Origin of the sequence: Nocardia coffeae, from assembly GCF_019890715.1 — a bacterium.
GTDB lineage: Bacteria > Actinomycetota > Actinomycetes > Mycobacteriales > Mycobacteriaceae > Nocardia > Nocardia jiangxiensis.
Genome location: NZ_JAINZY010000014.1, coordinates 166,425 through 189,949, shown reverse-complemented (window position 1 = coordinate 189,949; position 23,525 = coordinate 166,425). Strand labels below are relative to the sequence as shown.

The window sequence follows — 23,525 nt, the reverse complement described above, 5'->3', positions numbered from 1 at the left end:
ATGGCATTCGGCGGCGAATCGGCGATGAGTTACCTGCTCGAGGTCGTGCGCACGCGGAAAACGGACGAATCGAGGGCCGCGATCGACCAGCGCGATCGGATCAGTCGGTGGCCGCTCGCCCGGGGCGGATATCGATATCGCTCTGCGCCAGGAGTGCGGCGAGCTGCCGCCACCGACGATGCCGATGCCGGAACATGACGTGGATGAACAGCCGGACGCCGAATCCGTGCAGGCCGTCCTGCACCTCGATCTCGTCGGTGTAGCGGCAACGGGTGTCGCCGATCGGTTCGAAGGTCAGGTGGTGATGCCAGATCCGCACCGGACCACCCCACTCGTTGGTGTAGATCTCCCGATCGGTCAGCCGCACCAGTCGCAGATGATGCCGCCACGCGGGAACGACCCCGAACCACCAGATCCGCGCCACCCCTTCGACTCCCGGCTCGACCCGATCCGGAATCTCCAGCCGCGGCACCGAGATGATCGGCGCGACGACGAAGGCGAACAATTCCGGCGTCCGAGCCATCGCACACGCCACTTCGGCCCGCAGCGGAAGTTCGGTAGTTAGGGTTACCTTACTCATGCCGGAAATGATGGCCGTTGTCGTGGCCGTTCCGCAAGGGGTATCGCCGGGTGCGGAATCAGGAGTCCGGGTCCGTGCGCTTCAGGAACGATTTCGATTCGTCGATCGGAGTGTTCTGCGCGGCGGACAGCCACCACCGCCCGTCGCGCTCCACCAGGACGTACAGGGCGACTTCCGAGAAGGCGCCCGGCTCGACGGCCTGTCTGCGGATCTGGGTGACGACCACGCCCGGGGCCGGACTGGCCGCTGCCACGACCTCGAAGCGGGACGGCGGTGCGACGGGTTTGCTCTGCCCCATCATTCGGCGATGGATCGCGTTGATCCGGCTGTGTCCGACGACCAGCGCGCCGAAGGGGGTGCCCCACAGCACGTCTGCGGCGAACGAGTTGTCGTAGCGGTCGGCGTCGGCCGTTTCGCCCGCCTTCTGCAATTCGGCGGCGAGGTCGGTGGCCACGGCCTGTGCGGTCGTATCGGCGGCCGGGTCGTGCAGATTCGGTCGTGTATCCATGTCATCCTCCGCTTCCTGATTCTGATCACAGCCTGCAAGCTCAACCAAAGTTGAGGTCAAGCCGGTGTGAGCGAGGTGACGGTCTCGTAGTCGGCTAAGGGTTCCGGGCCGCATCGATCCGGTCCAGGAGCCAGCGTGGTCCGGTCGTGCGGGCGCCGAGCGCTTCGATGCGGGCCCGCAGGCCGCGGTCCGCGGTGACGACGAGGACCTGCGCGTGCTCGCCATGTTCGGCCGTGACCGCGACGATCGCGTCGTCACCCGAACCCGCGGCGCGTACCACCCTGATATTGTGGAATTCGTTGTTGTCCAACGCTTTTGCGGCGCCTTCGAGGACGACGACCACCTCGCACGAGTGCGGAAGGTGCAGCGCTGCCAGCCCCGTCAGCAGCCGTCGCGCCGCGCCCGCGCGGTCGCGCCACCAGCCGTCGGGGCGGGAGCCGACGACATTGGCCGCGTCAACGACGAGCATCCGCACGGAATCGTCCATCTCGCCAGTCTCCATCAGGGGAGCCGGCCGGTCACGCAGCGGCGCGTGCCTAACGGGGCTGGGTCTGCTGCTGCCGGGTGTCCAATTCGTCCACGAACACCTTGGCGCACCGGGTCAGCTGCGCGGGAGTCAGTGCGGAGAGCATCTTGCCGCAGTCGGCGTTGCTCGCGGCGGGGGTGCCGGGATGTGCCGCGGCGGCTGTCCCGTTATTGTCCAGTTCGACGAGTTGGACCGGGGCCTTGTGGCTGGCGCTGATATCCATCCGGTAGGCGACGCGGCCGTTGAATTCCACGAAACCACGCCAGGTGTCACCGTCGATCGGGGTGAATTCGACCAGTTTGCCGCCGTTGGCCATCACCGTCCCGGCGTTGGTCGCCAGCCAGGAACGCGCGTCGGCGTCGAGGTTGTCGATATTGATCCGGCGCGGGTCGTTGTCGTCGAGTACGTACACCGACTGCCGGTTCAGGTTGCGAGCGTGCACCTCGTCGGCGGGGGTCACCGAATAGGCGACGAACAGCTGGGAAGTGCTGCCGCGCAACGTCATCGGGGTTACCCATTGCAGTCGTCCGGTGACCTTGTCGCGCAACAGGTATTCGGAGACGTTGCCGCCCTGTGCATCCGAACTCGCCGGATCGAAGCCGAAGTGGTTGCGGTTCATATCCTCTCGTCCCGCAGCCCACTTGTTCTCCGAACGTTGCTGGGCCGTCAGGGATTTCGGATACACTGGACCGGGAAGCGCACCGGCGGCGACATCGGGCCGGTACTCCAGCCGCGTGTGGCCGTGATCGCCCCGGACGACGATCACCCCCGCGGGGGCGGTGACGGTGCGGTGGGTCCACGGGATCGGAGTGGTGACCGGTACGACGACGATCGGCTCCTTGCCGTCGCAGTACCCCCAGACATCGCTGGGATCGAAGCCGATCAACGGAAAGTGTTCTGCGATGAGGTTGTTCAGGCTGTTCATCCGCGAGCCGCCGAACGCCCGGTCGATCCCGTAGGGGCCGCTGAACGTACACGAGGTGGCGGCGCCCTGGCCGGACCATTCGGCCACCCCGCCCAGCGGCACGTTGATCCCGCTGCCGTCCATCACCCCGCTCCAGTATCCGGGCGCGTCGCCACGTCCGTTGAGATAGGTGATGGTCTCGGTGCGCAGGCTCACCGCCTGCACCGCGCCGGTCGCGCGGCTCAGGGCGATCTTCGCGCCGTCGAGCGAACCGACCCGCGGTTCCCAGCCCGCGGTCGACAGATCGCCCTTCTGGATGCAGCTGTAGACGTCGTGATTGCCCCGGATCGCACAACCGTCGGAGTTCCGGTTGCCGTTGTCGGTGATCAGGTGCAACGAAGAGGGCGCCTGATTGGGATCGTGCGCGTAGAAGGTGGTCGCACCCGCGTAGAAGCGCCCCTCGTTCTTGTCCAGGTTGATCGCGAAATAGCCCGCACCACAGAACGATACGATTGTCAGCAGGACCGCGATCCCGGCGAGGGCGGCATTCTCCAGCTCGGCGCCCGCGTAGAGCGCCACGCCGATGAAGAAGTACGCGATCAGCCACCACAGTCCGCTGCCGTGCAGGATCACATTGAAAAACCATGCGTGCACGCCGTTCTGGATGCCGAAGCCGGGTGCGAGAATCGCCCAGAACAACCAATAGACGACGATCAGCAGCAGCGGCGACGCCCACGCGATCACCGCCGTCAGCAGTACCCGACCCTCATACGGCATAGCGCTCACCGGATTTCGCTCGGCCGCCGCAGCGGCACAGTCTCCCTGTCTGCACTGTAACGGGACGAATCTCGGTGCACAGCACCCGAAAAATATGGTGTTTGAATCAGTGCGGCGCGGTTCAGGCCGATCGTGGCGGCAGCGGCGGGAGTTCCAGATTGTCGCGGAAGGTGTCGCCCACGTAGTCGTGGCCGACGATGCCGCGCTTGCGGAGTTCGGGCAGCAGTCCGGCGAGCAGGAAGTCCCGGGTGCGCGGATCGTCGAGACCGCCGAGGCCGATGACGTCGAGAACGCCTGCGGCATAACGTTCCTCGATCGCGTCGGCCAGCTGCTCCGGAGTGCCCGCGGCGGCCCAGTGTCCGGTGTCCTTGGCGGCGATGATCAACTCCCGCAGCGTCTTTCCGGACCGAGCGTAACCGGTGAAGATCTCCACCCGGCCGCGCCGCCGATGCACCGAACGCACCTCCGGCAGCAGATGTTCCGGAATCGGCTCGTCCAGTGGCAGATCGGTCAGATCGACTCCACCGCCGAGCATATCGGCCAGGGCGTGACGTCCCGCCTCGAAGTCGGTGGCCTCTTCGCGTTCGCGTACCAGGCGCAGCGCCTCGGCCTCGGTGGCGCCGTAGGTGGCGTGCAATGAGCTGAAGATCAACGGAAGTCCGTCGGCGCGACCCAGTTCCGTTGCGCGCGTGCGGATTCGCTTGGTGTAGGTCAATGCGTCGTCCAGGGTGCCCAGCGAGGTGAACACCACCTCCGCGAACCGGGCGCCGAGTTCCACGCCGCCCTCGGACTGCCCGGCCTGGAACTGCACCGGCCGACGTTGCGGCAGTGGCGGGATGTTGAGCGGACCGCGAACCGTGAAGTGGTCGCCCGCATACTCGATCGGACGGACCGATTTCGCGTTCAACCGCGCCCCGCCACGCCCGTCCGAGGTCAGCGCATCGGGCCCCCAGCTGTCGAACAGCGCGTTGACGACCTCGATCGATTCCGCCGCGCGGGCGTACCGTTCCTCCGGACTCGGCAGCTCGGCGTCGCCGTAGTTCTCCTCGCCGACCGAGGAGGTCACCGCGTTCCACGCCGCGCGGCCGTTGCTGATGTGATCGAGGGTGCCGAACAGTCGCGCCAGGTTGTACGGGTGATGGAACGTCGTGGTGACGGTCGCGATCAGGCCGACGTGCTTGGTCACCGCGCTCAGCGCGGACAGTACGATCAGCGGCTCCTGTGCCCCGATCGCGCCCTGCATGCCGAAGCTGAGCAGGTCGGCGGCGAACAACGCGTCGAACCGGTGTTCCTCCGCGAGCCGGGCCGTCTCGAGCAGATCGGTGAGCGTGGACTTCCCCGGATCGATCGCCGCGGCATAGACCTTCGGGGATCCGCTCACTCCGGTCACGATCTTCAGCGGCCGCCGCCGGTCGGTGCTTGCCATACCGCGACGCTAACCAGGCACACCGGTATCGCCCACGGGTTACGCTCAGCGAGATCCTTTCCCGCAGTGCATGATCGCCGCGTTCACCCGCGTGGTGCCGCATCCGCCGCCGCCGGATTCCGTAGACTGCGGGGGTGACCGATCTCGCGGATTTCGCCCGGCTGATCGCCGGTGATCATGGGCTCTGTGTCGTGTCGACCGCCCGAGCGGATGGCACGATCCACTCCTCACTCGTCAACGCCGGTGTGCTGAAACACCCGCTGACCGGCGAGGAGGTCGTGGGGATGGTGCTGCGCGGCGGCACCCGCAAGTTGGCGAATCTGCGCGCCCGGCCGCGGATGACCGCCGTCGTGCGCGTCGGCTGGGAGTGGGCCGCCGCCGAGGGACCGGTGTGGATCGCCGGACCCGACGATCCGGTCCCCGGAATCGACCCCGAACGCCTGCGTTTGTTGCTGCGGGAGGTTTTCACCGCCGCGGGCGGCACCCATGAGGATTGGGACGAATACGACCGCGTCATGGCGCAGGAGCGCCGGGCGGTCGTGCTGATCGTTCCCGATCGCGTCTACGCCAACGGCTGAGCGGCTGCCCAGGCGACCGGCAGCACCACGTCCACGCTGTCGCGCTGTGCCAGGGGCAGCAGCATCTTCATCGTCGCGTCGAATCGATCCGCGAAGTGCGGCAGCGGGCGCAGCGGCCGGTCCAGCCCGATGAAGAAATCGTCCCAGTGCACCAGCACGACCCGCCGCGCGCCGACCACGCCGACGACGTCGTCCCAGTACCGCAGCACGAACTCGGGTGACTGCCTGCCCAGACCGCCGATGCCCAGATAGACGACCTCCGCGCTGCGCCCGTCCAGCATGCCAGGACGGTGATTCGCACTGGCGTGCATCAGAATTCGACCGATCGGGTGTTCGATGAGCACCGAGTAGGCGGTCCCGGTCTTCCATGCGCGGGTACGCGCGGGCGGAACCAGCGGCCGCGTCACGATGCCCGGATAACGGTCACCCGGGCTGTGCACCGAATTCAGGAACGTCAGCGTGAACTGCCCGTATTCGAGGGTGTCCCCGTCGCCCACCACCCGCAGTGAGGATTCGGCGAGGCCGAGCCCGCGCCCGATGTTCGCGGTGGACTCCGACCCGACCAGTTCCGCACCGGTCTGCAGGCACCACACCGGCGCGTCCAGGGCGTGGTCGTAATGTGAGTGTGCGCAGAACACCGCGTTCAGCGTCCGCACGTTCAGCCGCTCGATCGCGGCCCGGACCAGCCCCGGATCCGGCGCGATCCGCCCCAGCGCCACCCGCAGCAGCCCCGGCCGCGTGACGAACCCGTCGCACAGCAGACTCGTCGTGTCGTCCGTCAGCAGCAGTGAGCTGGTCCCGAGGAAGTGCGCCGTCAACCCGCCGGGTGTCACATCGGCGCGCTGCTGGTAGGCGTGGTAGGGCGCGAGATCGGGACGACCGAGGGGAGTTCTCACCCCGTTATCCTGCACCTCTTGCCGTGCGATCGGGCGGAGCGCGCCGTGTGGGCTGCTATCTGCTAGCCGAACAGCACGGGCAGCGAGGTGGGGGATCGGAAGACCTGGCCGCGGATGTGCGGATCGTTCGCGTCCGGGTCCAGCCGCAGATTCGGCAGCTTGTCCAGCATCTTCTCCAGGGCCAGTCGCATCTCGGTGCGGGCCAGGTGGATGCCCAGGCAGTTGTGCGGTCCCTGCCCGAAGGACATGTGCGGGCGCGGCGCGCGGAAGATGTCGAAGTCGTCCGGATCGTTCCACCGGCTCTCGTCCCGATTGGCGGCGGCGAGCATCAGCATCACCGTCGAACCCTTCGGAATGGGCACATCGTGCAGGACCGTACTGGCGGTGGCCATGCGGGTGATGTTCAGCAGCGGTGTCTCGAACCGGATGGACTCCTCGACCGCGCGCGGGATCAGCGCCCGATTCTCCCGCAGCGCGTCGAGCTGATCCGGACGAGACAGCAAGGTGCACAACATATTTCCGGTCGATCGATAGGTCGTCTCGATCCCGGCGGGCAGCAGCAGTCGCAGGAAGGAGAAGATCTCCTCGTCGCTCAGGCGCTCGCCGTCGAGTTCGGCCTGGGACAGATCGCTGATCAGATCCTCACGCGGCTCGCGGCGACGTTCGGCGAGAATCTCCGCGAGATACGCCTTGACCTCCTGTGAGGCGGTGATGGCGCGTTCGCGGTTGGAGTGGAACCCGAGGATGGCGATCGACCAGCGCTGGAACTGCCGCAGGTCCGCACGTGGCAGGCCGAGCATCCCGGCGGTCACTAGGGTCGGGAAGGGGAAGGTGAACTCGGTGACCAGATCGGCGTGTCCGCGGTCGGCGAACCGGTCGATCAACTCGTCCGCGACCGGGACGATGAGCCGTTCCTCCCAGTTCGCCAGGGCCTTCTGCCGGAACGCGGTGGACACCAGCGCGCGGTAGCGGCGGTGTTCGGGATCGTCCATTCCGAGAATGATGTGCTTGCCCATGATGTCGCCCATGAGCATGTCGATGATGTGCGCCGAGGAGTAGGTCTTGCCGTCGCGCAGCACCTCGAGGATGTCGTCGTAGCCGTAGACGAAGAACACCGCCGCGTCATCGGCGTGCGGCATGTTCGAGGTGTCCAGGCGCTGCACCGGATGTTCTCGGCGCGCGGCGGCCAGTTCCGGATACGGGTCGCGGACATCGCCCGCGACGTCGTCGTCGAACACCTCGAAGACGCTGTCGTCACCGGCTTCGCGCTCCCGCCCGGCCCCGTCCGGCGGTTCGACCTGGTCTGCGGTGGCCTTGACGTGTGTGTCCACGAACCCTCCTCGGTAAGACCAAATATTCGTTCCGAAGCGTACGGATCCCTCGAAGGTGGGTCAATACCCGTCAAATCCGGTTCAGGTCGACCGTTGACGACGGCCGCGCGAGATCCGTAACATGTGGAACGAATTTTAGGTTCGCTGCTCGAGCGGCCTGGCAGACGGAGATACACGTGGCCTACGAAAGCACTGCCGAGCCCATCAAACTCGGCTATCTGTTCGACTTCCGACTTCCCGAGAGCTTTCCGCCGGATATGCGGGACGACCTGACCCGCCCGTTCCATCTGGTGTTCGCCGAGGGACAACGACTCGGCCTGATCGACCGTCCGGTGGAGATCGTCTTTCGCGAGGTGGAGGGCTTGCCCAAGGGCTCGGTGAAGGCGGTGATCGATGCGTACGGGGAACTGGTGGACGAGGGGTGCCTGGCCGTATTCGGCCCGCACATCACCGATAACGCCGTTCCGATGCGGGAGGAGATCGAACGCCGATTCCGGGTTCCGGCGATCAACGTCTCGGGGTCGGAGGACTGGCTCGGCGAATGGACCTTCGCCCTGCCGCAGGGGTCGATGACCGACGAGCCCGTCTTCTGGGCGCACCTACTCGCCAAGGGCGGGCACACCGAGGTCGGCGCGCTGGTGGAACGCTCCCTGGTGGGCGAGAGCTATATCCGGAATTTCCGGAAAGCCTGCCGCGAGGAGGGAATTCGCATCGTCGCCGAGGTGGCCATCCCGCAGACCGCGCAGGACATCGGCGAGGAGGTGCGCGCACTGCACGAGGCCAAGGCGCAGGCGATCGTGCACTGCGGCTTCGGATTCGGGGTCGCGATGGTGAATCCCGCACTCGCCGCGCTGAATTGGGATCCGCCGCGGTTCATGGGCACCGCATTCCAGAATGCCTGGATCAACGAACTGCTGTGGAACGCCTTCCTCGGCTGGACCGGCCTGGACCAGTACGACGAGGGAAACCTGGTGGGACAACGGTTTCTGGATGTCTACCAGGCCGATTCCGGGCGTTGCCCGCAGTACTGCGTCCCGGTGGTGAACCACGACATCGCGACGGTTCTGTTGCACGCCTTCGCCGATGCGCATCCGCTGTCTCCGCGCGGGGTCGCCGAGGCGCTCGAGCGGGTCAAGATGCTACCGGCCGCGGCCGGCGCCCCCGGCACCCGGCTCTCGTTCGGGAAGTGGACCCGGCGCGGGTGGATGGGCGCGGGCTATCTGGTTGCGCGGCGACTGGATCCGGACGGCGTGACATCGCACCTGGTCGCGCGATTCGGGCAGGAGTAGACCGTGAGCGCCCCGGAGGAACTCCGATCCGGCACCCTGCCGGACGCCGCACCCGGCCGTGCGCCGGGTGGCGCCCCGCGCCGCCTGCGCACGGCGGGGATCACGATCCTGGTCGTGGCGGTGCTGGCCGTCATCGCCGCCTACGCGAGCCGCGGCGCGGACGATCCGCGGATCGCGAATCCCGCGGTCAGCGGCGCGCCCCGCCCGGTGCCGCCGCTGTTCGGCTGGAATCACTGGATCACGGTGCACGAGATCGGGACCGTGGTGATGATGGTGGTGCTGGTCACCGTGGTCGTCGTGGGCTGGCGTCGCTATCCGGCACATCCGGTGCTGTTGATGACGCTGGTGACCACCGCGATCGTGTGGCAGGACCCGATCATGAACTGGGCGCCCTACGCCGCCTACAACCCGCAGCTGTGGCACTGGCCGGTGCACTGGCCGCTGGTGTCGCTGTCGCCGACGGTCGAGCCGTTCATCGTGATCGGTTATGCCACTTTCTATCTCGGACCCTACTTTCCCGCGATCTGGGTGCTGCGCCGGCTACAGGCCCGTCGTCCGCACGATTCGTTCGTCTCGCGGCATCCGCTGTGGAGTCTGGCCGGATTGACCCTGGTGATCGGGTTCGTCTTCGACGCGATTCTGGAATGCATCCTGGTGCGCAGCCAGCTGTACATCTACACGCAGGTGATCCCGTTCGGCTCGCTGTTCACCGGCAAGCCCTACCAGTTCCCGTTGATCTGGGAATCTGCGCTGGTCACGGTCGTGATGATCCCGGCCGCGGTGCTGCTGTACCGCGACGACACCGGACGCACGGTCGCCGAACGGCTCTCGCACCGCGCGCGGATCTTCCGGAACCATCCCGCCCTGGGCGCGTTCACGGTGATGTTCATCCTGATCAACATCGCCTACTTCTGTTACGGCGGCGGATTCGCCATCATCCGCGACAGCCGCGCGGCCACCTCGGTCGCCTGCCCGTGGCCGTTCCCGGAGGCGAAAGTCTATGACCCGCAGGGGTTCTACGAGAAGAACGGACAGGCCGGGCCGTACTCGGCCGGGATCTGGTCGCGGTGGGAGAGCGCGCAGTCGGGACGCCCCGCGACAGCGATGCCCGCCGATGGCGGACGGTGCGGGGGCAGGGCGTGAGCGCCGATGAAATCGACGGTGGTCCAGCAAGATTCGGCCTGCTTGCCTCGGGAATAGCGGGACGGGCCCTGCGGGTGGCTCCGGCCGCGCCGGACGAATCGCCGTGGACCGACGGCCGTGTGGTGTTCGTCGACGCCGAAGCTCCCGCGCTCGACCAGATCGTCGAACTCACGGTGCAGGCGTCGATGATCGGCGCGGGCAGCTTCCGAGCCGATCTCCTCCGGCGGCTCGCCCGCCGATCGACCGCCGTACTCGATCGGTATCTGATGCTGGAGGGGCATCGCGCGCTGGCCGCCAACGGCGATCTGCTGCCCGCCGTCGCGAACGCGTTGGTCGACCTGGACGTCGCGGATCTGTCCGATTGTGCCGCAACATCATTGGCGCTCGCAGCGGGCAAGCGTGCGCTGGGCGATCCGCCGCCGGAGTTCGGGGCGATCCATCCGAAGCGTCTGCTGACCACGCAGGAGAAGTTCGCCGAACAGGGGGCGCCGGACACCAGGCCGCCCGACTCGGCCGATGCCGAGGACGATTCGCCGGACGAGTTGGATGAGGAGGATTCCGGCGGTAAGCTCCCCGCCCTGTTCAGCAACGTCGTCGGCGGACAAGGGCTGCTGGCCCGGCTGTTCCGGCGCATGCTGAGCCTCGGCCGGGAGTCCGAGGGCGGCATCACCGGTGGCGGTGTGCCGAGATCGGCTCGGGCACTGGTGAAACCGGGGCGCATCGACACCGACGGCACGGGCACCGCGGCCGCGGCGGATGCCGTGGCCGAACTCCGGCGCGAGGGCCTGTCCTATCCGGAATGGGACGTCCACCGCCGCCGCTATCGGCCCGGCTGGTGCACGGTGGCCGAATCCGATCCCCGGGCAGGGGATCACGCGATCCCGCTCGCACCCGTGAGCAACGCCCTGATGCGCGCCCTGGCCCGGCTGCGCTCGAGTCTCGACCACAAGCATCGCCGCATGCAGGGCGACGACATCGATGTGGACGCGGTGGTGGACGAACGCGTACAACTACTCTCCGGAGCCTCGCCGGACGGCGCCGTGTACATCGAAAGTGTCAGGTGTACACCGGATCTGGCTGTCGTCGTACTGCTCGACATCTCCGGTTCGGCCGCATTGCCGAGCGTTTCCGGCGGAACCGTGCACGACCAGCAGCGCACCGCGGCCCTCATGCTGACCTCGGCGTTGCACGCACTGGGCAATCGGGTCGCGCTCTACGGGTTCTACTCGCAGGGGCGGGCCGCGGTCCGGGCGTTGCGGGTCAAGCGATTCGATGATCCGCTGGACGCCGCGGCGCTGCGCAGGCTCGCCGCACTCGAGCCCGCGGCCTACACCCGGATGGGTGCGGCCGTGCGGTACGGCACGACGATTGCGAGCGAATACCGCTGCGACGCAAGAACACTGCTCGTCGTACTGTCCGACGGATTCGCGTACGACCACGGTTACGAAGGTGTCTACGCCGAGGCCGACGCCCGGCGTGCGCTGTCCGAGGCTCGTCGTCAGGGCATCGGATGCGTCTGCCTGAGCGTCGGCGCGGAGACCGGGATCGATGCGTTGCGCAGGGTTTTCGGCACCGCCGCCTACGCCGCCGTCGCCTCACCCCGGGAGGTGTCGCAGGTGGCCGCGCCGTTGTTCCGGGACGCGTTGCGTTCCGCGGACCTGCGCCGCCGAATGACCCGAGCCCGCGCCTCCTGAAGATCCGACAGCTGTGTCGCGCAAGCGAATCCCGGAAGATCACCGAGAAAGGCCAGGACGATATGGAGAATTCCGTTCGCCCCTACTACGTGCCGGTCGGCAACGAGGAACGGGTGTTCCTCGCGGCGTTCCGGCAGGGGCTGCCGATCATGCTCAAGGGACCGACCGGCTGCGGCAAGACCAGATTCGTGGAGGCGATGGCGCATCAGGCCGGGCGGCCGCTGATCACGGTGGCCTGCCACGACGACCTGTCCACCGCGGATCTGGTCGGCCGATATCTGTTGCAGGGCGGGGAAACTCGCTGGGTGGACGGTCCGCTGACCCGCGCAGTGCGCGAGGGCGCGATCTGCTATCTCGACGAGGTGGTCGAGGCCCGTCAGGACACCACGGTGGTGCTGCATCCGCTGGCCGACCATCGTCGTCAGCTGCCCATCGACCGGCTCGGGACGACCCTGGACGCCGCCGAGGGCTTCTGCCTGGTGGTGTCCTACAACCCCGGATATCAGAGCGTCCTGAAGGATCTCAAGGATTCCACCCGGCAGCGCATGATCGCCATCGAATTGGGTTATCCGCCGGCGGAAATCGAGGAGAAGATCATCGCCGTCGAGGCCTGCGCCGATCAGCGCGCGGCCGCGCAGCTGGTGCGGATCGGTCGTGCCGTGCGGCAGGCCGACGCACCCGGCCTGCGCGAGGTGGCCTCCACCCGGGTGCTGATCAGCGCGGCCAAGTTGATCGCCCAGGGGCTCGCGCCCAGGGAGGCCGCACTCGCCGCCATCGCCGGGCCGCTCACGGACGATCCGCTGGTCGCCGCGAACCTCGCCGCGGTGGTCGACGCCTACGTGCAGGAATGAACGACCCCGAGAGAAAGCAGAGATGCATGTCCGACACGGCGGCAATGGATTTCGAATCACGCATGCTCATCGACGGCCGCCTCACCGACGGCGAGGCCGGTCGTTTCCCCGTCGTGAACCCCGCGACCGAGCAGGTACTGGGCGAGGTGGCCGATGCGTCCGCGGCCGATATGCACCGGGCGATCGCGGCCGCGCGGCGAGCGTTCGACCGGACCGCGTGGGCCACCGACCGCGCACTGCGCCGACGCTGCCTCGAACAACTCCAGGCTGCGCTGGAGGAAGAGCGAGAAGCGTTGCGGGAGGAGCTGATCGCCGAGGCGGGCTGTCCCCGGGCGATCACCTTCGGGCCGCAGCTCGACGCCCCGCTGGCCGACGCGGTGAAGGTACCGGCCGAGCTGATCGAGAAATACCCGTGGGAGACCGATCTCGGCGATATGCACGTGCCGGTGACCGGTCGTGTGACCAGGCGGGTGGTGTGGCGTGAGCCGGTCGGTGTGGTCGGCGCGATCGTGCCGTGGAACTTCCCGTTCGAGGTCAGCATTCACAAGCTCGCGCAGGCGCTGGCCGCGGGCAACACCGTGGTCCTCAAACCCGCGCCGGACACCCCGTTCAACGCGACCCGGATCGGGCGCTTGATCGCCGAACGCACGGATTTCCCACCGGGCGTGGTCAATATCGTCACCGCCTCGGATCATCTGGTGGGGGAGGAGCTCACGCTCTCGCCGCACGTCGATCTGATCTCGTTCACCGGTTCCACGGCGGTGGGGCAGCGCATCATGGCAAAGGGTGCGGCGACGATGAAACGCCTGTTCCTGGAACTGGGCGGGAAATCGGCGAGCATCGTGCTGGACGATGCGGACTTCGGGCAAGCCCTGCTGCTCGGGCTCGCGCCCTGCCTGCATGCCGGGCAGGGCTGCGCCAACCCGACCCGGCTGCTGCTGCCGCGTGCGCGATACGCCGAGGGTGTGGAATTCCTGGAGGCGATGTACCGGGGTATCGAACCGGGCGATCCGCAGGATCCCGCGACGCTGTGCGGACCGGTCATCTCCGCGCGCCAGCGCGATCGGATTCGGGGATACATCGACAAGGGCGTCGCGGAAGGGGCCCGGCTCGTCGTCGGCGGCAATGCCGCGCCCGTGCCGTCCGACCGTGGATTCTGGGTTCGGCCAACACTTTTCGCCGATGTCGACAACAGCATGACGATCGCCCAGGAGGAGATCTTCGGCCCGGTGCTCGCGGTCATCGCCTTCGACGACGATGACGACGCGGTTCGCATCGCCAACGACAGCCGATACGGCCTGGCGGGCAACGTCATGTCCGCATCCTTCGACCGTTCCATCGCCGTGGCCCGGCGGCTGCGCGCCGGATTCATCGGCGTGAACGGCGGTGTCGCCTACGGCGCCGACGTGCCGTTCGGCGGATACAAGTTCAGCGGCGTCGGCCGCCAGAACGGCGTGGCCGGATTCGATCAGTACACCGAGATCAAGTCGGTCGGATATCCCGTCGACTGACCAGGAAAGGAATCGACATGGGGCGTGTGACAGGCAAGGTCGCCTTCATCACCGGAGCAGCACGAGGGCAGGGCCGCAGTCATGCGGTGACCCTGGCCGGGGAGGGCGCGGACATCATCGCCGTGGATCTGTGCCGTGACGTGGACACACTCAAATATTCGCTGGCGCGTCGGGAGGATCTGGACGAGACCGCCGAACTGGTTCGCAAGGCGGGCGGCAAGATCCTGGCCATCGAGGCCGATGTGCGGGACGCCGAGCAGATGCGCGCCGCGGTCCGCGACGGGCTGGCCGAATTCGGCAAGATCGACGTCGTGGTCGCCCAGGCCGGTATCGCCGGAATGCAGGGCGATCCGAAGGATCAGGCGTGGATCGATGTGATCAACACCAATCTGATCGGCACCATCAACGCGATCCAGGCCGCGCTGCCGCATCTGCCGGAGGGCGCGTCGGTCATCGCTACCGGTTCCACCGCCGGGCTCATGCAGACCAAGGCGCTGGACAATCCGGGCAGCGATCCCGGCGGCATCGCCTATCCGCTGTCGAAACGGCTGCTGTCCACCTACGTTCACGAATTCGCGGCGCAGTTCGCCCACCGCAAGATCCGCGCCAACGTCATACATCCGACCAACTGCAACACCCCCATGCTGCACAGTGAGCCGATGTACCAGGCGTTCCGCCCGGACCTGCCGAATCCCACCCGCGAGGATGCCGAGGTGGCCTTCCCCGTGCAGCAGATCATGCCGGTGCCGTATGTCGAACCCGAGGACATCAGCGAAATGGTGCTGTTCCTCGCCTCGGACGCCTCCCGCTACGTCACCGGGATGCAGATGCGCGTGGACGCCGGAGGGTATCTGCGCTGGTACGACTATCACGTCTGAAAAGTGCGCTGTACCGGGCTCTCCGGCGAACATATCGCCGGAGAGCTTCGGCGTGTGCGCGATGCCCGATGCAATAGCTTGCTACTGAAGAGGATTCACGCCGAGACGTGCGCAGATCCCGAAGATCTCTTCGAAGATCGACCCCGGCACGGTGAACGGCTCGGTCGCGGAGATCTCCGGCAGGTGTGCGGCGATGTCGTCGGCGGTGGGCCGCGTCCCGGGCTCGGCCAGCCAGCCTTCGCCGAGACCCACGAACACCCGGGCGAACCGCCCGGCGCAGGCGGAGTAGTTCCGATGGGTCCACTCGCAGTCCCGGCTGGCCAGGAAGACCGCCATCGGCACGACCAGCTCCGGGTCGATGACCTTCAGAAATCCCAAGTCTTCCAACGCCTTCGGATCTCCGACGGTCTCGGTGACCATGCGGGAGAAACCGAAGGGCAGCACGGTATTGGACTTGATGCCGTGCGGTTCGCCCTCGATGGAGATGACATTGGACAGTCCCACCAGACCGGCTTTGGCTGCGGCGTAATGCGATTCCATCGGCTGCCCGAACATGCCGCCCGAGGAGGAGATGAACACGAACCGGCCGTACCGCTGCTGTTTCATCACCGGATAGGCCGCATGGGCGAGGTGGAAGCCGCCGTCGAGGTGGACCTCGAGCATGCGACGCCAATCGGCGGGCGTCATATCCTCGAAGGCGATGCTGTTGAAGATTCCGGCGTTGCTGATCACGGCGTCCAGGCGGCCGAAGGTGTCCACCGCCGCGCGCACGATCGCGGCCCCGCCCTCCGGGCTGGTCACCGACTCGTAGGAGGCCACCGCTCGGCCTCCGGCCTGCTCGATCTCCCGCACGACCTCGTCGGCCACGCTGGTGTCCGCGCCTTCGCCGCGCATACTGCCGCCCAGATCGTTGACCACGACGGCCGCGCCCCGCGCCGCCAATTCCTGTGCGTAGAGCCGCCCGAGTCCGCGGCCTGCCCCGGTCACGATGGCAACCTGGCCGGTGAAGTCGATCATCTGCGTCCCACCTCGTCGTGCGTGCTTCGGCCCATCACGCTACAGCGGAACGAATATTTGGTCAACGCGCCAGAGGGCTGTCGTCGGGCGGTGTGTGCTACCCGATTGCCTGCTCTTGTTGCCGTCGGGATGCCGCCCCGCCTGCGGAAATGCAATTCTCAACTACTGCGAATGTCATTGTACTTTGGGGCCTGATCCGTTATCGTTACCGGACGTGGCCGAAGGGCGGCTGCGGGACGGTGCCACAGAGCCACACGTGCCACCGCCGGGCGTCGGCGCTACGCCGCGTCCCACGGCAAGGCGAAAGCCTTTCTACAGCAAGCGATGTTCATGTCGATCAAAGCTGTATCCGGCGGCAGCGCCGAGCGAGCGGTGTCGGGCGCCTTCTGCGAACTGATCGAAAGTCTGCGGTGCGGGCACGGCATCTCCGCCGCAGTCCGGCGTCTGGAGGCCGCTGCCACCGGTTGGGCGGCCACCGGGGTCACCTTGCGCGCGTTCAATGCCGAACTGCAGGCCTGCCTGACCGAGGCCATCCGCACGGTCGTGCGTTCGGCCGCACTCACCGGTGACGCCGAATCCGTGGTGGAGATCGTCATCTCCGCGACCGCGGTGGTCGCGGACGTGCATCACCGGATCTGGTGTGACGGCCGGCTGGGGGAGATCCAATCGCTCGCCGCGGCGTTGCTGTCCGGTGAGAGTCCGCTGCGGCTGTCCAGGGAGAGCGGGATCGCCGTCGCCGAATCCTATTGGGTGGTAGCGCTGTCGGTGCCGCCCGGCGCCGCGCCGGCCGCCGAACCGGTGCTGCGGCGGATCCGGATCGAGTTGACCGAGCGCTACGGCGATCGGGTGCTGCCCCGCCTGTCCGCGGCCGGTGGCACGATCCTGGTCCCGGCCGCCGATGCCGAGGACGCCCCGGCCTCACTGGTCTCCGAATTGTCCGCGGCGGCACAGGTTCCGGTCACGGCCGCGGGCGTGTGGGCGGCGCGGGACGATATCCCCGCCGCGGCGCGGCAGGCGCACGAACTACTCGAACTCGCACTGGTCTTCGGCAGCACCGGCCGCTGGCACACCTTCGTCGACCTGGCCCTGGAATATCAGCTCACCCGGCCCGGCAGCAGCCGGGAATACCTTGCCGCACTGCTGGATCCGCTGGTCAGCCACGCACATCTCGACGAGACGTTGCGGCTGCATCTGCGCGGCGACCTCTCGCGCCGGCGCATCTCCCAGATGCTGAACATCCACACCAACACCCTCGACTACCGCCTCAAGCGAATCGGTCGGCTCACCGGTGTGGATCCGTTCAGTCCGGACGGTCAGTGGTATCTGCGGGCCGCGCTCGTCGCGCGCACGGCGTTGTCGAAGTCGATTGCCGCACAGCAGCGCCCGGAATCGGCCGGGGATCACTCCGAATGCGCGACGACACCGCGAAGTGTGGTGTCGCGCAGATGAATCAGCGAGGCGCGGGTGCCGATCTCGGCCAGGATGTTCTCGGGAATCCAGGCCACGCCGATCATGCAGCGCGCCAGCATCTCGTCCGAGGGACTCTCGATCGCGATCTCGCCGGAGCGAATTCCCTTGGCCAGCAGCGCTTTCATCTGCCGGACGCGTTTGGTGAAGAGCCAGCCCGGATTCGGGGTGTCCGGCGGGGACTGCCGCATCCAGGCCAGCTGGATGCGGAACTCGTCGCCGAACCGGTCGAGCATATTGGTGTTGATCCAGCTCAGCGCGTCGAGCTTCTCGATGGGTGAGGATTCCGAACGCAATACGTCGGTCCAGCCGACCGCGACCTTTTCACCGAACGACCGCATGATCGAGGCGAGCAACTCCTCCTTCGAGCCGATCACCCGGTACACCGACCCGGTGCCGAGCCCGGCCGCGGCGGCGATATCGCGAATGGTCGTGCTCTCGTAGCCTCGTCGGCCGAATTCGGCCCGTGCGACCGCGCGGATGTGCGCGGCCTTGGAGTCGTCCTCCTGCTCGTCGGACCAGGTCCGCACGACCGCGTCGGCGGCCAGGAACGCCGGGGAGGCATCGAGTTCGGCGTCGGTGTGGCTCGCGGCCGCGACACCCTCCAGCAGGATTCGGCAGAACAGCCGGGCCACCTGGTCCGCCGGTGCGTTGTGCCGGATGATGTCCAGTCCGACGTGCAGCATGGTCTGGGTGATCCGGTCGGCCAGCAGGTGCAGATCGATGTCGGCCCGCAGATAACCGGCCCACCGCGCGGCGCGCAGCGTCTGGAACATGGCCTCCAGAATCGCCGTCGGCCGCTGCCTGGTCAGCTCGATCAAGGTGGGGTTCGAACTGGGGCCCTCGTAGAACGACATCTGCAGTGCCGCACGGTGATCCACCGCGCAGGTGGCGATCTGCGCGCCGAGGTCGGCGATGCGGTCGAACGGTGAGCGCGAGTCGGGTCGATCCAGCGTGTCCAGGGTGCGCTGGGCGACCTGATCCAATGCGGCGTGATAGCGCTGCAGCAACCCGACGAGGATCGCTTCCTTGGATTCGAAGTGGTGGTAGAGGCTGCCGGGCAGGATGCCGCAGGCATCGGCGATCTCCTGCAAGGACGTGCGCAGCCCCGAGGACGCGATCAACGACGCCGCGGTCTGGAGAATTTCGGTGCGGCGGGAGCTGTCGTCCTCGGTACGGCCGTTGCGTGCCGCGGGGGCCTCGGTCGTGCCGTCCGCGTTGCGCCCGCGGCTCACCTGACCACGCGCCACAACACCTCCACAACATCTCGGCCCCGGTCATCGGACGAGGGCGAGCCCGGCGGTCGAGAATACCAATTCTTTGATCCACGGTATCACCAGCTGTGGTCCCGTACCGGCCGGGGCATTCCGGCGGCCGGTACGGGTTTCGCGCCGAGGGGCGATAATTCCGGCCGTATCCGAATCAGGACGAGGTCGGCAGTTGCCGGGCCAGATCCATGACGGTCACCGTATCGGTGCCGGTCTTCTTGAGCCGTTCGGACGAGCGGTAGCCCAGATCCACATCCGTCGCCTGCGCTCGCAGCGCTCCGACGGTTACCTCGGCCTTGGGCAGCTTTCCGAACGTGTCGAACGAGTAGAGCCGCAACGCATTCTGGTGGGTGATCTTGTCGATCTCGGCGTCCGGAACGCCGTCGAGATGGATGGCCAGCGTCTCCGGGGCAACCGGCCAGGTGGAATCGGAATGCGGATAATCGCATTCCCAGTTGAGCATGTCGAGATTGAGTCTGTCGCGGGTCTGGATACCGAATCCGTCATCAATGAAACACAGTGCGATGCGGTCCAGGAATACCTCGCTCGGGAGCTTGTCGCCGAAATTCTGATGCGTCCACGCGCGATGCATCCGATACACCCGGTCGATGCGCTCGAGGAAATACGGCACCCAGCCGATACCGCCCTCGGACAGCGCGAAGGTCAGATCGGGGAATTTCTTCAACATCGGCGACCAGATCAGATCCGCGGCGGCCTGGACGATACTCATGGGCTGCAGGGTGACCATCACGTCGACCGGCGCGTCGATCGAGGTGATGACGACGCTCGACGACGAGCCGATATGCAGATTCACCACCGTGTTCGTATCGCTGCACGCCTTCCAGAACGGATCCCAGTGCGCATCGTGCAGTGAGGGATAGTTCAGCTTGGTCGGATTCTCGGAGAAGGTGACCGCGTGGCAGCCCTTCGCGGCGACGCGCCGGACCTCCGCGGCCATCAGCTCCGGATCCCAGATCGGCGGCAGGGCCTGCGGAATCATCCGTCCCGGATAGGCGCCGCACCATTCGTCGATATGCCAGTCGTTGTAGGCGCGCAGCACGGCCAGGCCCAGATCCTTGTCCTTGGCCCGCGCGAAGTACTGGCCGCAGAACTGCGGATAGGAGGGGAAATTCAGTGCGGCGGCGACCCCGTTGGCGTTCATATCGCGAATGCGCTCGTGAATGTCGTAGCAGCCCTCGCGGATCTCGGCGAGTTTGGTGGGCTCGGCGCCGTATTCGTCCGGCGGGCGACCGGCCACCGCGTTCAGGCCGACGTTGGTCGCCTCCTGTCCCTCGAACACCCAGGCGTCGGTGCCGTCTGCGCGCTGGATGAGTTTGGGCACGTCATCGGCGTACTTGGCGGGAATGTGGTTGTCGAACATGCCGGGTGGTTCGACGAGGTGGTCGTCGACCGAGACGAGCACGAGGTCGTTCATATCCATGCTGCACTCCTGTTCGGGCTCTGGAGGTGGTCCCGTCGCGCGAAATCCGAGCACGACCCGCTCGCGGACCGCCGCTGATCTGGACTGTAGTCCGGAACAGATATTTGGTCAACAGGGTATTGTGCTGTGCCGTAAGTGAATAGAATCCGGACAGCAGCAGATCCGGGCTAGGAGTGAGCATATGGCCGAGCCGCGAACCGTCGTCGTCACCGGAGCCTCACGGGGGCTCGGACTCGCCTCGGCGGCCCATCTGTACCACCGGGGCTGGCGGGTGGTCGCCGCCATGCGCTCGGTCGACGCGGGTCTGCAGCGTTTGCGGGAGCGGACCGGCGCTGCGCCGGGGGATGCCCGGCTGGTCGGCGTCGCGCTGGATCTGACCGATACGTCCTCGATCGAGCGGGCCGCGAAGCAGATCCTCGAGGTGACGGGCGCGCCGGATGCGCTGGTCCACAACGCCGGGATCTCCGCGGCCGGAATGGTCGAGGAGACACCGATTACGTTGTGGGAGAGGATGTTCGCGACGAATCTGTTCGGTCCGGTGGCGCTCACCAAGGCGCTGCTGCCCGCGATGCGCGCGGCCGGGCGCGGTCGCATCGTGCTCGTCTCCAGCGAGGCGGGTGTGCGCGGAATGCCCGCTACCGCACCGTATTCCGCGGTCAAGGGTGCGGTCGAGCGCTGGGGTGAGGCGATGGCCGGGGAGGTGGCGCCCTTCGGCATCGGGGTCACGGTGCTCATCGCGGGCACCTACGAGACCGACATCATCACCGATGCGGGCACCACGGACACCCGCGACCTCGACGGACCCTATGCCCGCCTGCATCGCACGATCGATCGACGCGGCCGTCTCCTGGTCGGGCGCGCTGCCCGTCCGCCGGAACGTTTCGCCTGCGGGCTGGCCGCGGCGCTGCAGGACACCGGCGCTTACGCCCGTCACCCGGTCGGACCGGATGCGCGAATGCTGTTGCTGGCCAACGCAATCATTCCGACCCGGGTGATGCACCACATGACCCGGCTGCTGTTGGGGATTCCGCGCCGCGGCAGCCTGCGGGCCGAATGAGGGGGAGCAACCAAATATTTGATCCAACTCGATCGTCGGATGCGGGTCGCGGAGTCGGGGTTTCGATCAGGCTGAATACAACGGGCGGGTGGGGGTGGTCGATCGCCCTACCATGGCCCGGCGTGTGGACGAACTGCACTCGTCGTCCGCGCTGCGTATCGAGAGGATTTGTTGTGAAGCCGAACCGTTTTCGGAAGTCTCGTCTCCGGGCCGTGGCCGTACTGGCCGCGGTCGCCGCCCTGGGCCTGCCGTTGACCGCCTGCGGGAAGGGCGATTCGGTGCATGCGGAGAATGGTGTCACCACTCTGCGATACCTGGGGTGGACCGATCAGGTGACCTTGCCGGAACTGGCCGAGGACCTGGGGTTCTTCGACGGCAAGGTCAAGCTCCAGTGGTCCGGCAATACGATCAGCGGGCCGCAGGAGATCCAGACCGCGGCCACCGGGCAGGTCGATTTCGGCGGTGCGTTCGCCGGCGCCGTCGCGAAGTTGATCACCGCCGGGGCGCCGATCACGGCGGTGATCAACTACTACGGGTCGGACCAGAAGTCGTTCCAGGGCTACTACGTGCCCGACGACAGTCCGATCCACACCGCCGCGGATCTGGTCGGGAAGAAGATCGGGGTGAATACGCTGGGCGGCCAGAACGAGGCCGACATCCACGACGCGCTCGCCAAGGCCGGTCTGAGTCAGGAACAGATCAAATCCGTGCAGCTGGTGGCGTTGCCGCCGCCGAACATCGAGGACGCGGTCCGCAAGGGGCAGGTGGACGCCGCCTCGCTGAGCGGCCAGTTCCAGCAGCGCGCGCTCGCCGTCGGCGGCCTGCGCCCGGTCTTCACCGAACTCGACGAATACGGTGGGCCCATCAACGGCGGTCCGTACGTCTTCCGCAACGACGTCATCGCCAAGAATGCCGATGCGGTGAGGACTTTCACCACAGGCGTGGCCAAGGCGATCGAATGGGAGCGTGACACCCCGCGCGATCAGGTGGTCGCCCGGATGACCCGGATCATCGATTCGCGACACCGCCCGGGTGAGAACACCTCCACCCTGAAATACTGGCTCTCGGTGGGCGTTCCGTCGAAATACGGCGTCATCTCCGACCAGGACTTCAGCCGCTGGGAGACCTGGCTGCGCGACACCGGCGCCATCCACGACAAGCTCGACCCGAGCAAGTTCTACACCAACAAGTTCAACACCCTGGCCCAGCATTCGTGAGGTGGTCCTGCGGGGCAGGGGCTCGCAGCGCTCCCGCAGTACGTCGTCAGGGCCCTGTGCTCGTTCCGAGGAAGTGGCCTCGAAACGGTCATCGCGGGCCCAGTGCGACCGCGCGGCGCAGGTCGGCGGCGTATGCCTCGGGTTGTTCCCAGGCGGCGAAGTGGCCTCCCGCTGGGTGTGTCACGTAGTCGTGCAAGTTCACGAATGCCTCTGCGTAACTTTGTGGTTCGGGTTTGATGTCGTGCGGGAATATGGACAGTACGGTCGGGGTCTCGATGCGGTCGGGGAGGGGGAACGGTTCGGTGTAAGTGGCGAAGGAGGTGCCTATCGTTCCGGTGGTCCAGTACGCGTTGATCCAGGTGAGTTGTTCGTCGGCGGTGAAAGCTGTTCCGTCGGACCAGGATTGCAGTTTCTCGACGATCCAGGCCGCGAGTCCGGCGGGGGAGTCGCCCAGGGCGACGGTGAGCGTGTTCGGACGTGTCGACTGCTCGGCGATGTACCCGCCCTCGGTCCGGAACCATTGTGCTGCCCGGTCCAGGTAGGCCACCGCATCGGGCGGGAGTTGCGTGCGGTCCGCCGTGAACGCGTGCTGCGGAGCGATATTCGTCAGGTGCAGAGCGCTGACCCGGTCCGGGTGCGCGGCGGCGAGCAGTTCCGCGACGGTGCCGCCGACATCGCCGCCGGACGCGGTGTATCGCGAATAACCCAGCGTCTCCATGGCATTCGCGATGATCTCGGCCATTCGACCGGCCGACATGCCGGGTGCGGTGAGTGGTGCCGCGAATGGGAATCCCGGCAGAGCGGGGATCACCACGTGCATCTCCGTGAGCAGGGGCAGGAGGCGTTCGAACCGCAGGACCGAATCCGGCCAGCCGTGCAACAGTACGACGACCGGCGCATCGGGATCCGCGGATCGCCGGTGGATCATCCGCAGCTCGGTGTCTCCCGCTTGCACTGTTGCCCAGGGGAATTCGCCGATGCGACGCTCGTGCACGGCCCAGTCGTAACTGTTCGCCCAGTGGTCGAGCAACTCGTCCAAGCGGGTGCCGTTGATACCGCGCGTCTCGTCGTCGCTCCACGGGGTCGCGACCCGTCGGGTCCGCCGCAGTCGGTCCCGCACGTCCTCATCCATGTGTATCAGCGTACACATGGATGTGTACGCTCGT

The 23,525-nt window shown here is 66.9% G+C and carries 21 protein-coding genes; 10 read left to right on the top strand and 11 right to left on the bottom strand.

The genetic code is table 11. The features are described from left to right. Window positions 1-100: 100 nt before the first annotated feature. The 5 genes from K7711_RS37060 to K7711_RS37040 form a co-directional block, all read right to left on the bottom strand. Window positions 101-580, bottom strand: a complete 480-nt coding sequence (locus K7711_RS37060) for an Rv1443c family protein (RefSeq protein WP_222975762.1) — start codon at window positions 578-580, stop codon at window positions 101-103. Window positions 581-638: 58 nt separating this feature from the next. Continuing rightward, entirely contained in the window at window positions 639-1,088 is a 450-nt protein-coding gene (locus K7711_RS37055; RefSeq protein WP_222975760.1) for an SgcJ/EcaC family oxidoreductase, read from the bottom strand. A 94-nt stretch (window positions 1,089-1,182) separates the two neighbouring features. Beyond that, window positions 1,183-1,575 (bottom strand): NYN domain-containing protein, encoded by a 393-nt coding sequence (locus tag K7711_RS37050; RefSeq protein WP_235748362.1) that lies wholly within the window; start codon window positions 1,573-1,575, stop codon window positions 1,183-1,185. 49 nt (window positions 1,576-1,624) lie between these two features. Beyond that, window positions 1,625-3,295, bottom strand: a complete 1,671-nt coding sequence (locus K7711_RS37045; protein WP_222975756.1) for a hypothetical protein — start codon at window positions 3,293-3,295, stop codon at window positions 1,625-1,627. A gap of 121 nt (window positions 3,296-3,416) precedes the next feature. Then, entirely contained in the window at window positions 3,417-4,721 is a 1,305-nt protein-coding gene (locus tag K7711_RS37040; RefSeq protein WP_222975754.1) for an NtaA/DmoA family FMN-dependent monooxygenase, read from the bottom strand. Between the two features lie 134 nt (window positions 4,722-4,855). Here K7711_RS37040 and K7711_RS37035 point away from each other — a divergent pair, with 134 nt between their 5' ends. Continuing rightward, window positions 4,856-5,299 (top strand): pyridoxamine 5'-phosphate oxidase family protein, encoded by a 444-nt coding sequence (locus tag K7711_RS37035; RefSeq protein WP_222975752.1) that lies wholly within the window; start codon window positions 4,856-4,858, stop codon window positions 5,297-5,299. Here K7711_RS37035 and K7711_RS37030 read toward each other — a convergent pair. After that, on the bottom strand, window positions 5,284-6,195 hold the full coding sequence (locus tag K7711_RS37030; protein WP_222975750.1) for an MBL fold metallo-hydrolase: 912 nt from the start codon (window positions 6,193-6,195) through the stop codon (window positions 5,284-5,286). The genes K7711_RS37035 and K7711_RS37030 overlap by 16 nt on opposite strands. A 62-nt stretch (window positions 6,196-6,257) precedes the next feature. Next, window positions 6,258-7,433: a cytochrome P450 gene (locus tag K7711_RS37025; protein ID WP_222975940.1), complete on the bottom strand. Its 1,176-nt coding sequence runs from the start codon at window positions 7,431-7,433 to the stop codon at window positions 6,258-6,260. A 269-nt stretch (window positions 7,434-7,702) separates the two neighbouring features. Here K7711_RS37025 and K7711_RS37020 point away from each other — a divergent pair, with 269 nt between their 5' ends. The 6 genes from K7711_RS37020 (at window position 7,703) to K7711_RS36995 (ending at window position 14,892) form a co-directional block, all read left to right on the top strand. Further along, a complete protein-coding gene (locus K7711_RS37020) occupies window positions 7,703-8,815 on the top strand; it encodes an ABC transporter substrate-binding protein (protein ID WP_222975748.1) in 1,113 nt (370 codons plus the stop codon). Window positions 8,816-8,818: 3 nt separating this feature from the next. Continuing rightward, window positions 8,819-9,958, top strand: coding sequence for a spirocyclase AveC family protein (locus K7711_RS37015; protein ID WP_222975746.1), 1,140 nt, complete (start codon window positions 8,819-8,821; stop codon window positions 9,956-9,958). Next, entirely contained in the window at window positions 9,955-11,652 is a 1,698-nt protein-coding gene (locus K7711_RS37010; protein ID WP_308015121.1) for a nitric oxide reductase activation protein NorD, read from the top strand. Before K7711_RS37015 ends, K7711_RS37010 begins: the two co-directional genes overlap by 4 nt. Before the next feature lie 62 nt (window positions 11,653-11,714). After that, complete coding sequence (locus tag K7711_RS37005) at window positions 11,715-12,503, top strand: CbbQ/NirQ/NorQ/GpvN family protein (protein WP_222975744.1); 789 nt, start codon at window positions 11,715-11,717, stop codon at window positions 12,501-12,503. Between the two features lie 62 nt (window positions 12,504-12,565). Then, complete coding sequence (locus K7711_RS37000) at window positions 12,566-14,014, top strand: aldehyde dehydrogenase family protein (RefSeq protein WP_372460224.1); 1,449 nt, start codon at window positions 12,566-12,568, stop codon at window positions 14,012-14,014. A 17-nt stretch (window positions 14,015-14,031) separates the two neighbouring features. Next, entirely contained in the window at window positions 14,032-14,892 is an 861-nt protein-coding gene (locus tag K7711_RS36995; RefSeq protein WP_040820064.1) for a mycofactocin-coupled SDR family oxidoreductase, read from the top strand. Window positions 14,893-14,973: 81 nt separating this feature from the next. Here the strand turns inward: K7711_RS36995 and K7711_RS36990 are convergent, their stop codons facing one another. Beyond that, complete coding sequence (locus tag K7711_RS36990; protein ID WP_222975742.1) at window positions 14,974-15,909, bottom strand: SDR family NAD(P)-dependent oxidoreductase; 936 nt, start codon at window positions 15,907-15,909, stop codon at window positions 14,974-14,976. Between the two features lie 330 nt (window positions 15,910-16,239). Between K7711_RS36990 and K7711_RS36985 the strand changes: the two genes are divergently transcribed. Then, window positions 16,240-17,358 (top strand): PucR family transcriptional regulator, encoded by a 1,119-nt coding sequence (locus tag K7711_RS36985; protein ID WP_222975741.1) that lies wholly within the window; start codon window positions 16,240-16,242, stop codon window positions 17,356-17,358. On the opposite strand, the gene K7711_RS36980 is transcribed toward K7711_RS36985, so the two are convergent. Both K7711_RS36980 and K7711_RS36975 read right to left on the bottom strand, forming a co-directional pair. Beyond that, the gene (locus K7711_RS36980) at window positions 17,310-18,611 is read right to left on the bottom strand and encodes a TetR/AcrR family transcriptional regulator (RefSeq protein ID WP_222975936.1); all 1,302 of its coding nucleotides are present in this window, start codon (window positions 18,609-18,611) and stop codon (window positions 17,310-17,312) included. The two genes, K7711_RS36985 and K7711_RS36980, sit on opposite strands and share 49 nt — an antisense overlap. Before the next feature lie 187 nt (window positions 18,612-18,798). Continuing rightward, the gene (locus tag K7711_RS36975) at window positions 18,799-20,085 is read right to left on the bottom strand and encodes an amidohydrolase family protein (protein ID WP_222975740.1); all 1,287 of its coding nucleotides are present in this window, start codon (window positions 20,083-20,085) and stop codon (window positions 18,799-18,801) included. 181 nt (window positions 20,086-20,266) lie between these two features. Here K7711_RS36975 and K7711_RS36970 point away from each other — a divergent pair, with 181 nt between their 5' ends. Next, on the top strand, window positions 20,267-21,142 hold the full coding sequence (locus tag K7711_RS36970; protein WP_222975739.1) for an SDR family oxidoreductase: 876 nt from the start codon (window positions 20,267-20,269) through the stop codon (window positions 21,140-21,142). A 212-nt stretch (window positions 21,143-21,354) separates the two neighbouring features. Then, window positions 21,355-22,359: an ABC transporter substrate-binding protein gene (locus K7711_RS36965; RefSeq protein WP_308015120.1), complete on the top strand. Its 1,005-nt coding sequence runs from the start codon at window positions 21,355-21,357 to the stop codon at window positions 22,357-22,359. A gap of 88 nt (window positions 22,360-22,447) precedes the next feature. Here K7711_RS36965 and K7711_RS36960 read toward each other — a convergent pair whose 3' ends face one another. Continuing rightward, window positions 22,448-23,491, bottom strand: a complete 1,044-nt coding sequence (locus tag K7711_RS36960) for an epoxide hydrolase family protein (RefSeq protein WP_235748361.1) — start codon at window positions 23,489-23,491, stop codon at window positions 22,448-22,450. Window positions 23,492-23,525: the final 34 nt, after the last annotated feature.

Bases quoted from the DNA above. Each gene is read 5' to 3' on its own strand.
- K7711_RS37060 (WP_222975762.1), bottom strand. From the start codon at position 580: ATGAGTAAGGTAACCCTAACTACCGAACTTCCGCTGCGGGCCGAAGTG.
- K7711_RS37055 (WP_222975760.1), bottom strand. From the start codon at position 1,088: ATGGATACACGACCGAATCTGCACGACCCGGCCGCCGATACGACCGCA.
- K7711_RS37050 (WP_235748362.1), bottom strand. From the start codon at position 1,575: ATGGACGATTCCGTGCGGATGCTCGTCGTTGACGCGGCCAATGTCGTC.
- K7711_RS37045 (WP_222975756.1), bottom strand. From the start codon at position 3,295: ATGCCGTATGAGGGTCGGGTACTGCTGACGGCGGTGATCGCGTGGGCG.
- K7711_RS37040 (WP_222975754.1), bottom strand. From the start codon at position 4,721: ATGGCAAGCACCGACCGGCGGCGGCCGCTGAAGATCGTGACCGGAGTG.
- K7711_RS37005 (WP_222975744.1), top strand. From the start codon at position 11,715: ATGGAGAATTCCGTTCGCCCCTACTACGTGCCGGTCGGCAACGAGGAA.
- K7711_RS37000 (WP_372460224.1), top strand. From the start codon at position 12,566: ATGCTCATCGACGGCCGCCTCACCGACGGCGAGGCCGGTCGTTTCCCC.
- K7711_RS36995 (WP_040820064.1), top strand. From the start codon at position 14,032: ATGGGGCGTGTGACAGGCAAGGTCGCCTTCATCACCGGAGCAGCACGA.
- K7711_RS36990 (WP_222975742.1), bottom strand. From the start codon at position 15,909: ATGATCGACTTCACCGGCCAGGTTGCCATCGTGACCGGGGCAGGCCGC.
- K7711_RS36985 (WP_222975741.1), top strand. From the start codon at position 16,240: ATGTCGATCAAAGCTGTATCCGGCGGCAGCGCCGAGCGAGCGGTGTCG.
- K7711_RS36975 (WP_222975740.1), bottom strand. From the start codon at position 20,085: ATGGATATGAACGACCTCGTGCTCGTCTCGGTCGACGACCACCTCGTC.
- K7711_RS36970 (WP_222975739.1), top strand. From the start codon at position 20,267: ATGGCCGAGCCGCGAACCGTCGTCGTCACCGGAGCCTCACGGGGGCTC.
- K7711_RS36960 (WP_235748361.1), bottom strand. From the start codon at position 23,491: ATGGATGAGGACGTGCGGGACCGACTGCGGCGGACCCGACGGGTCGCG.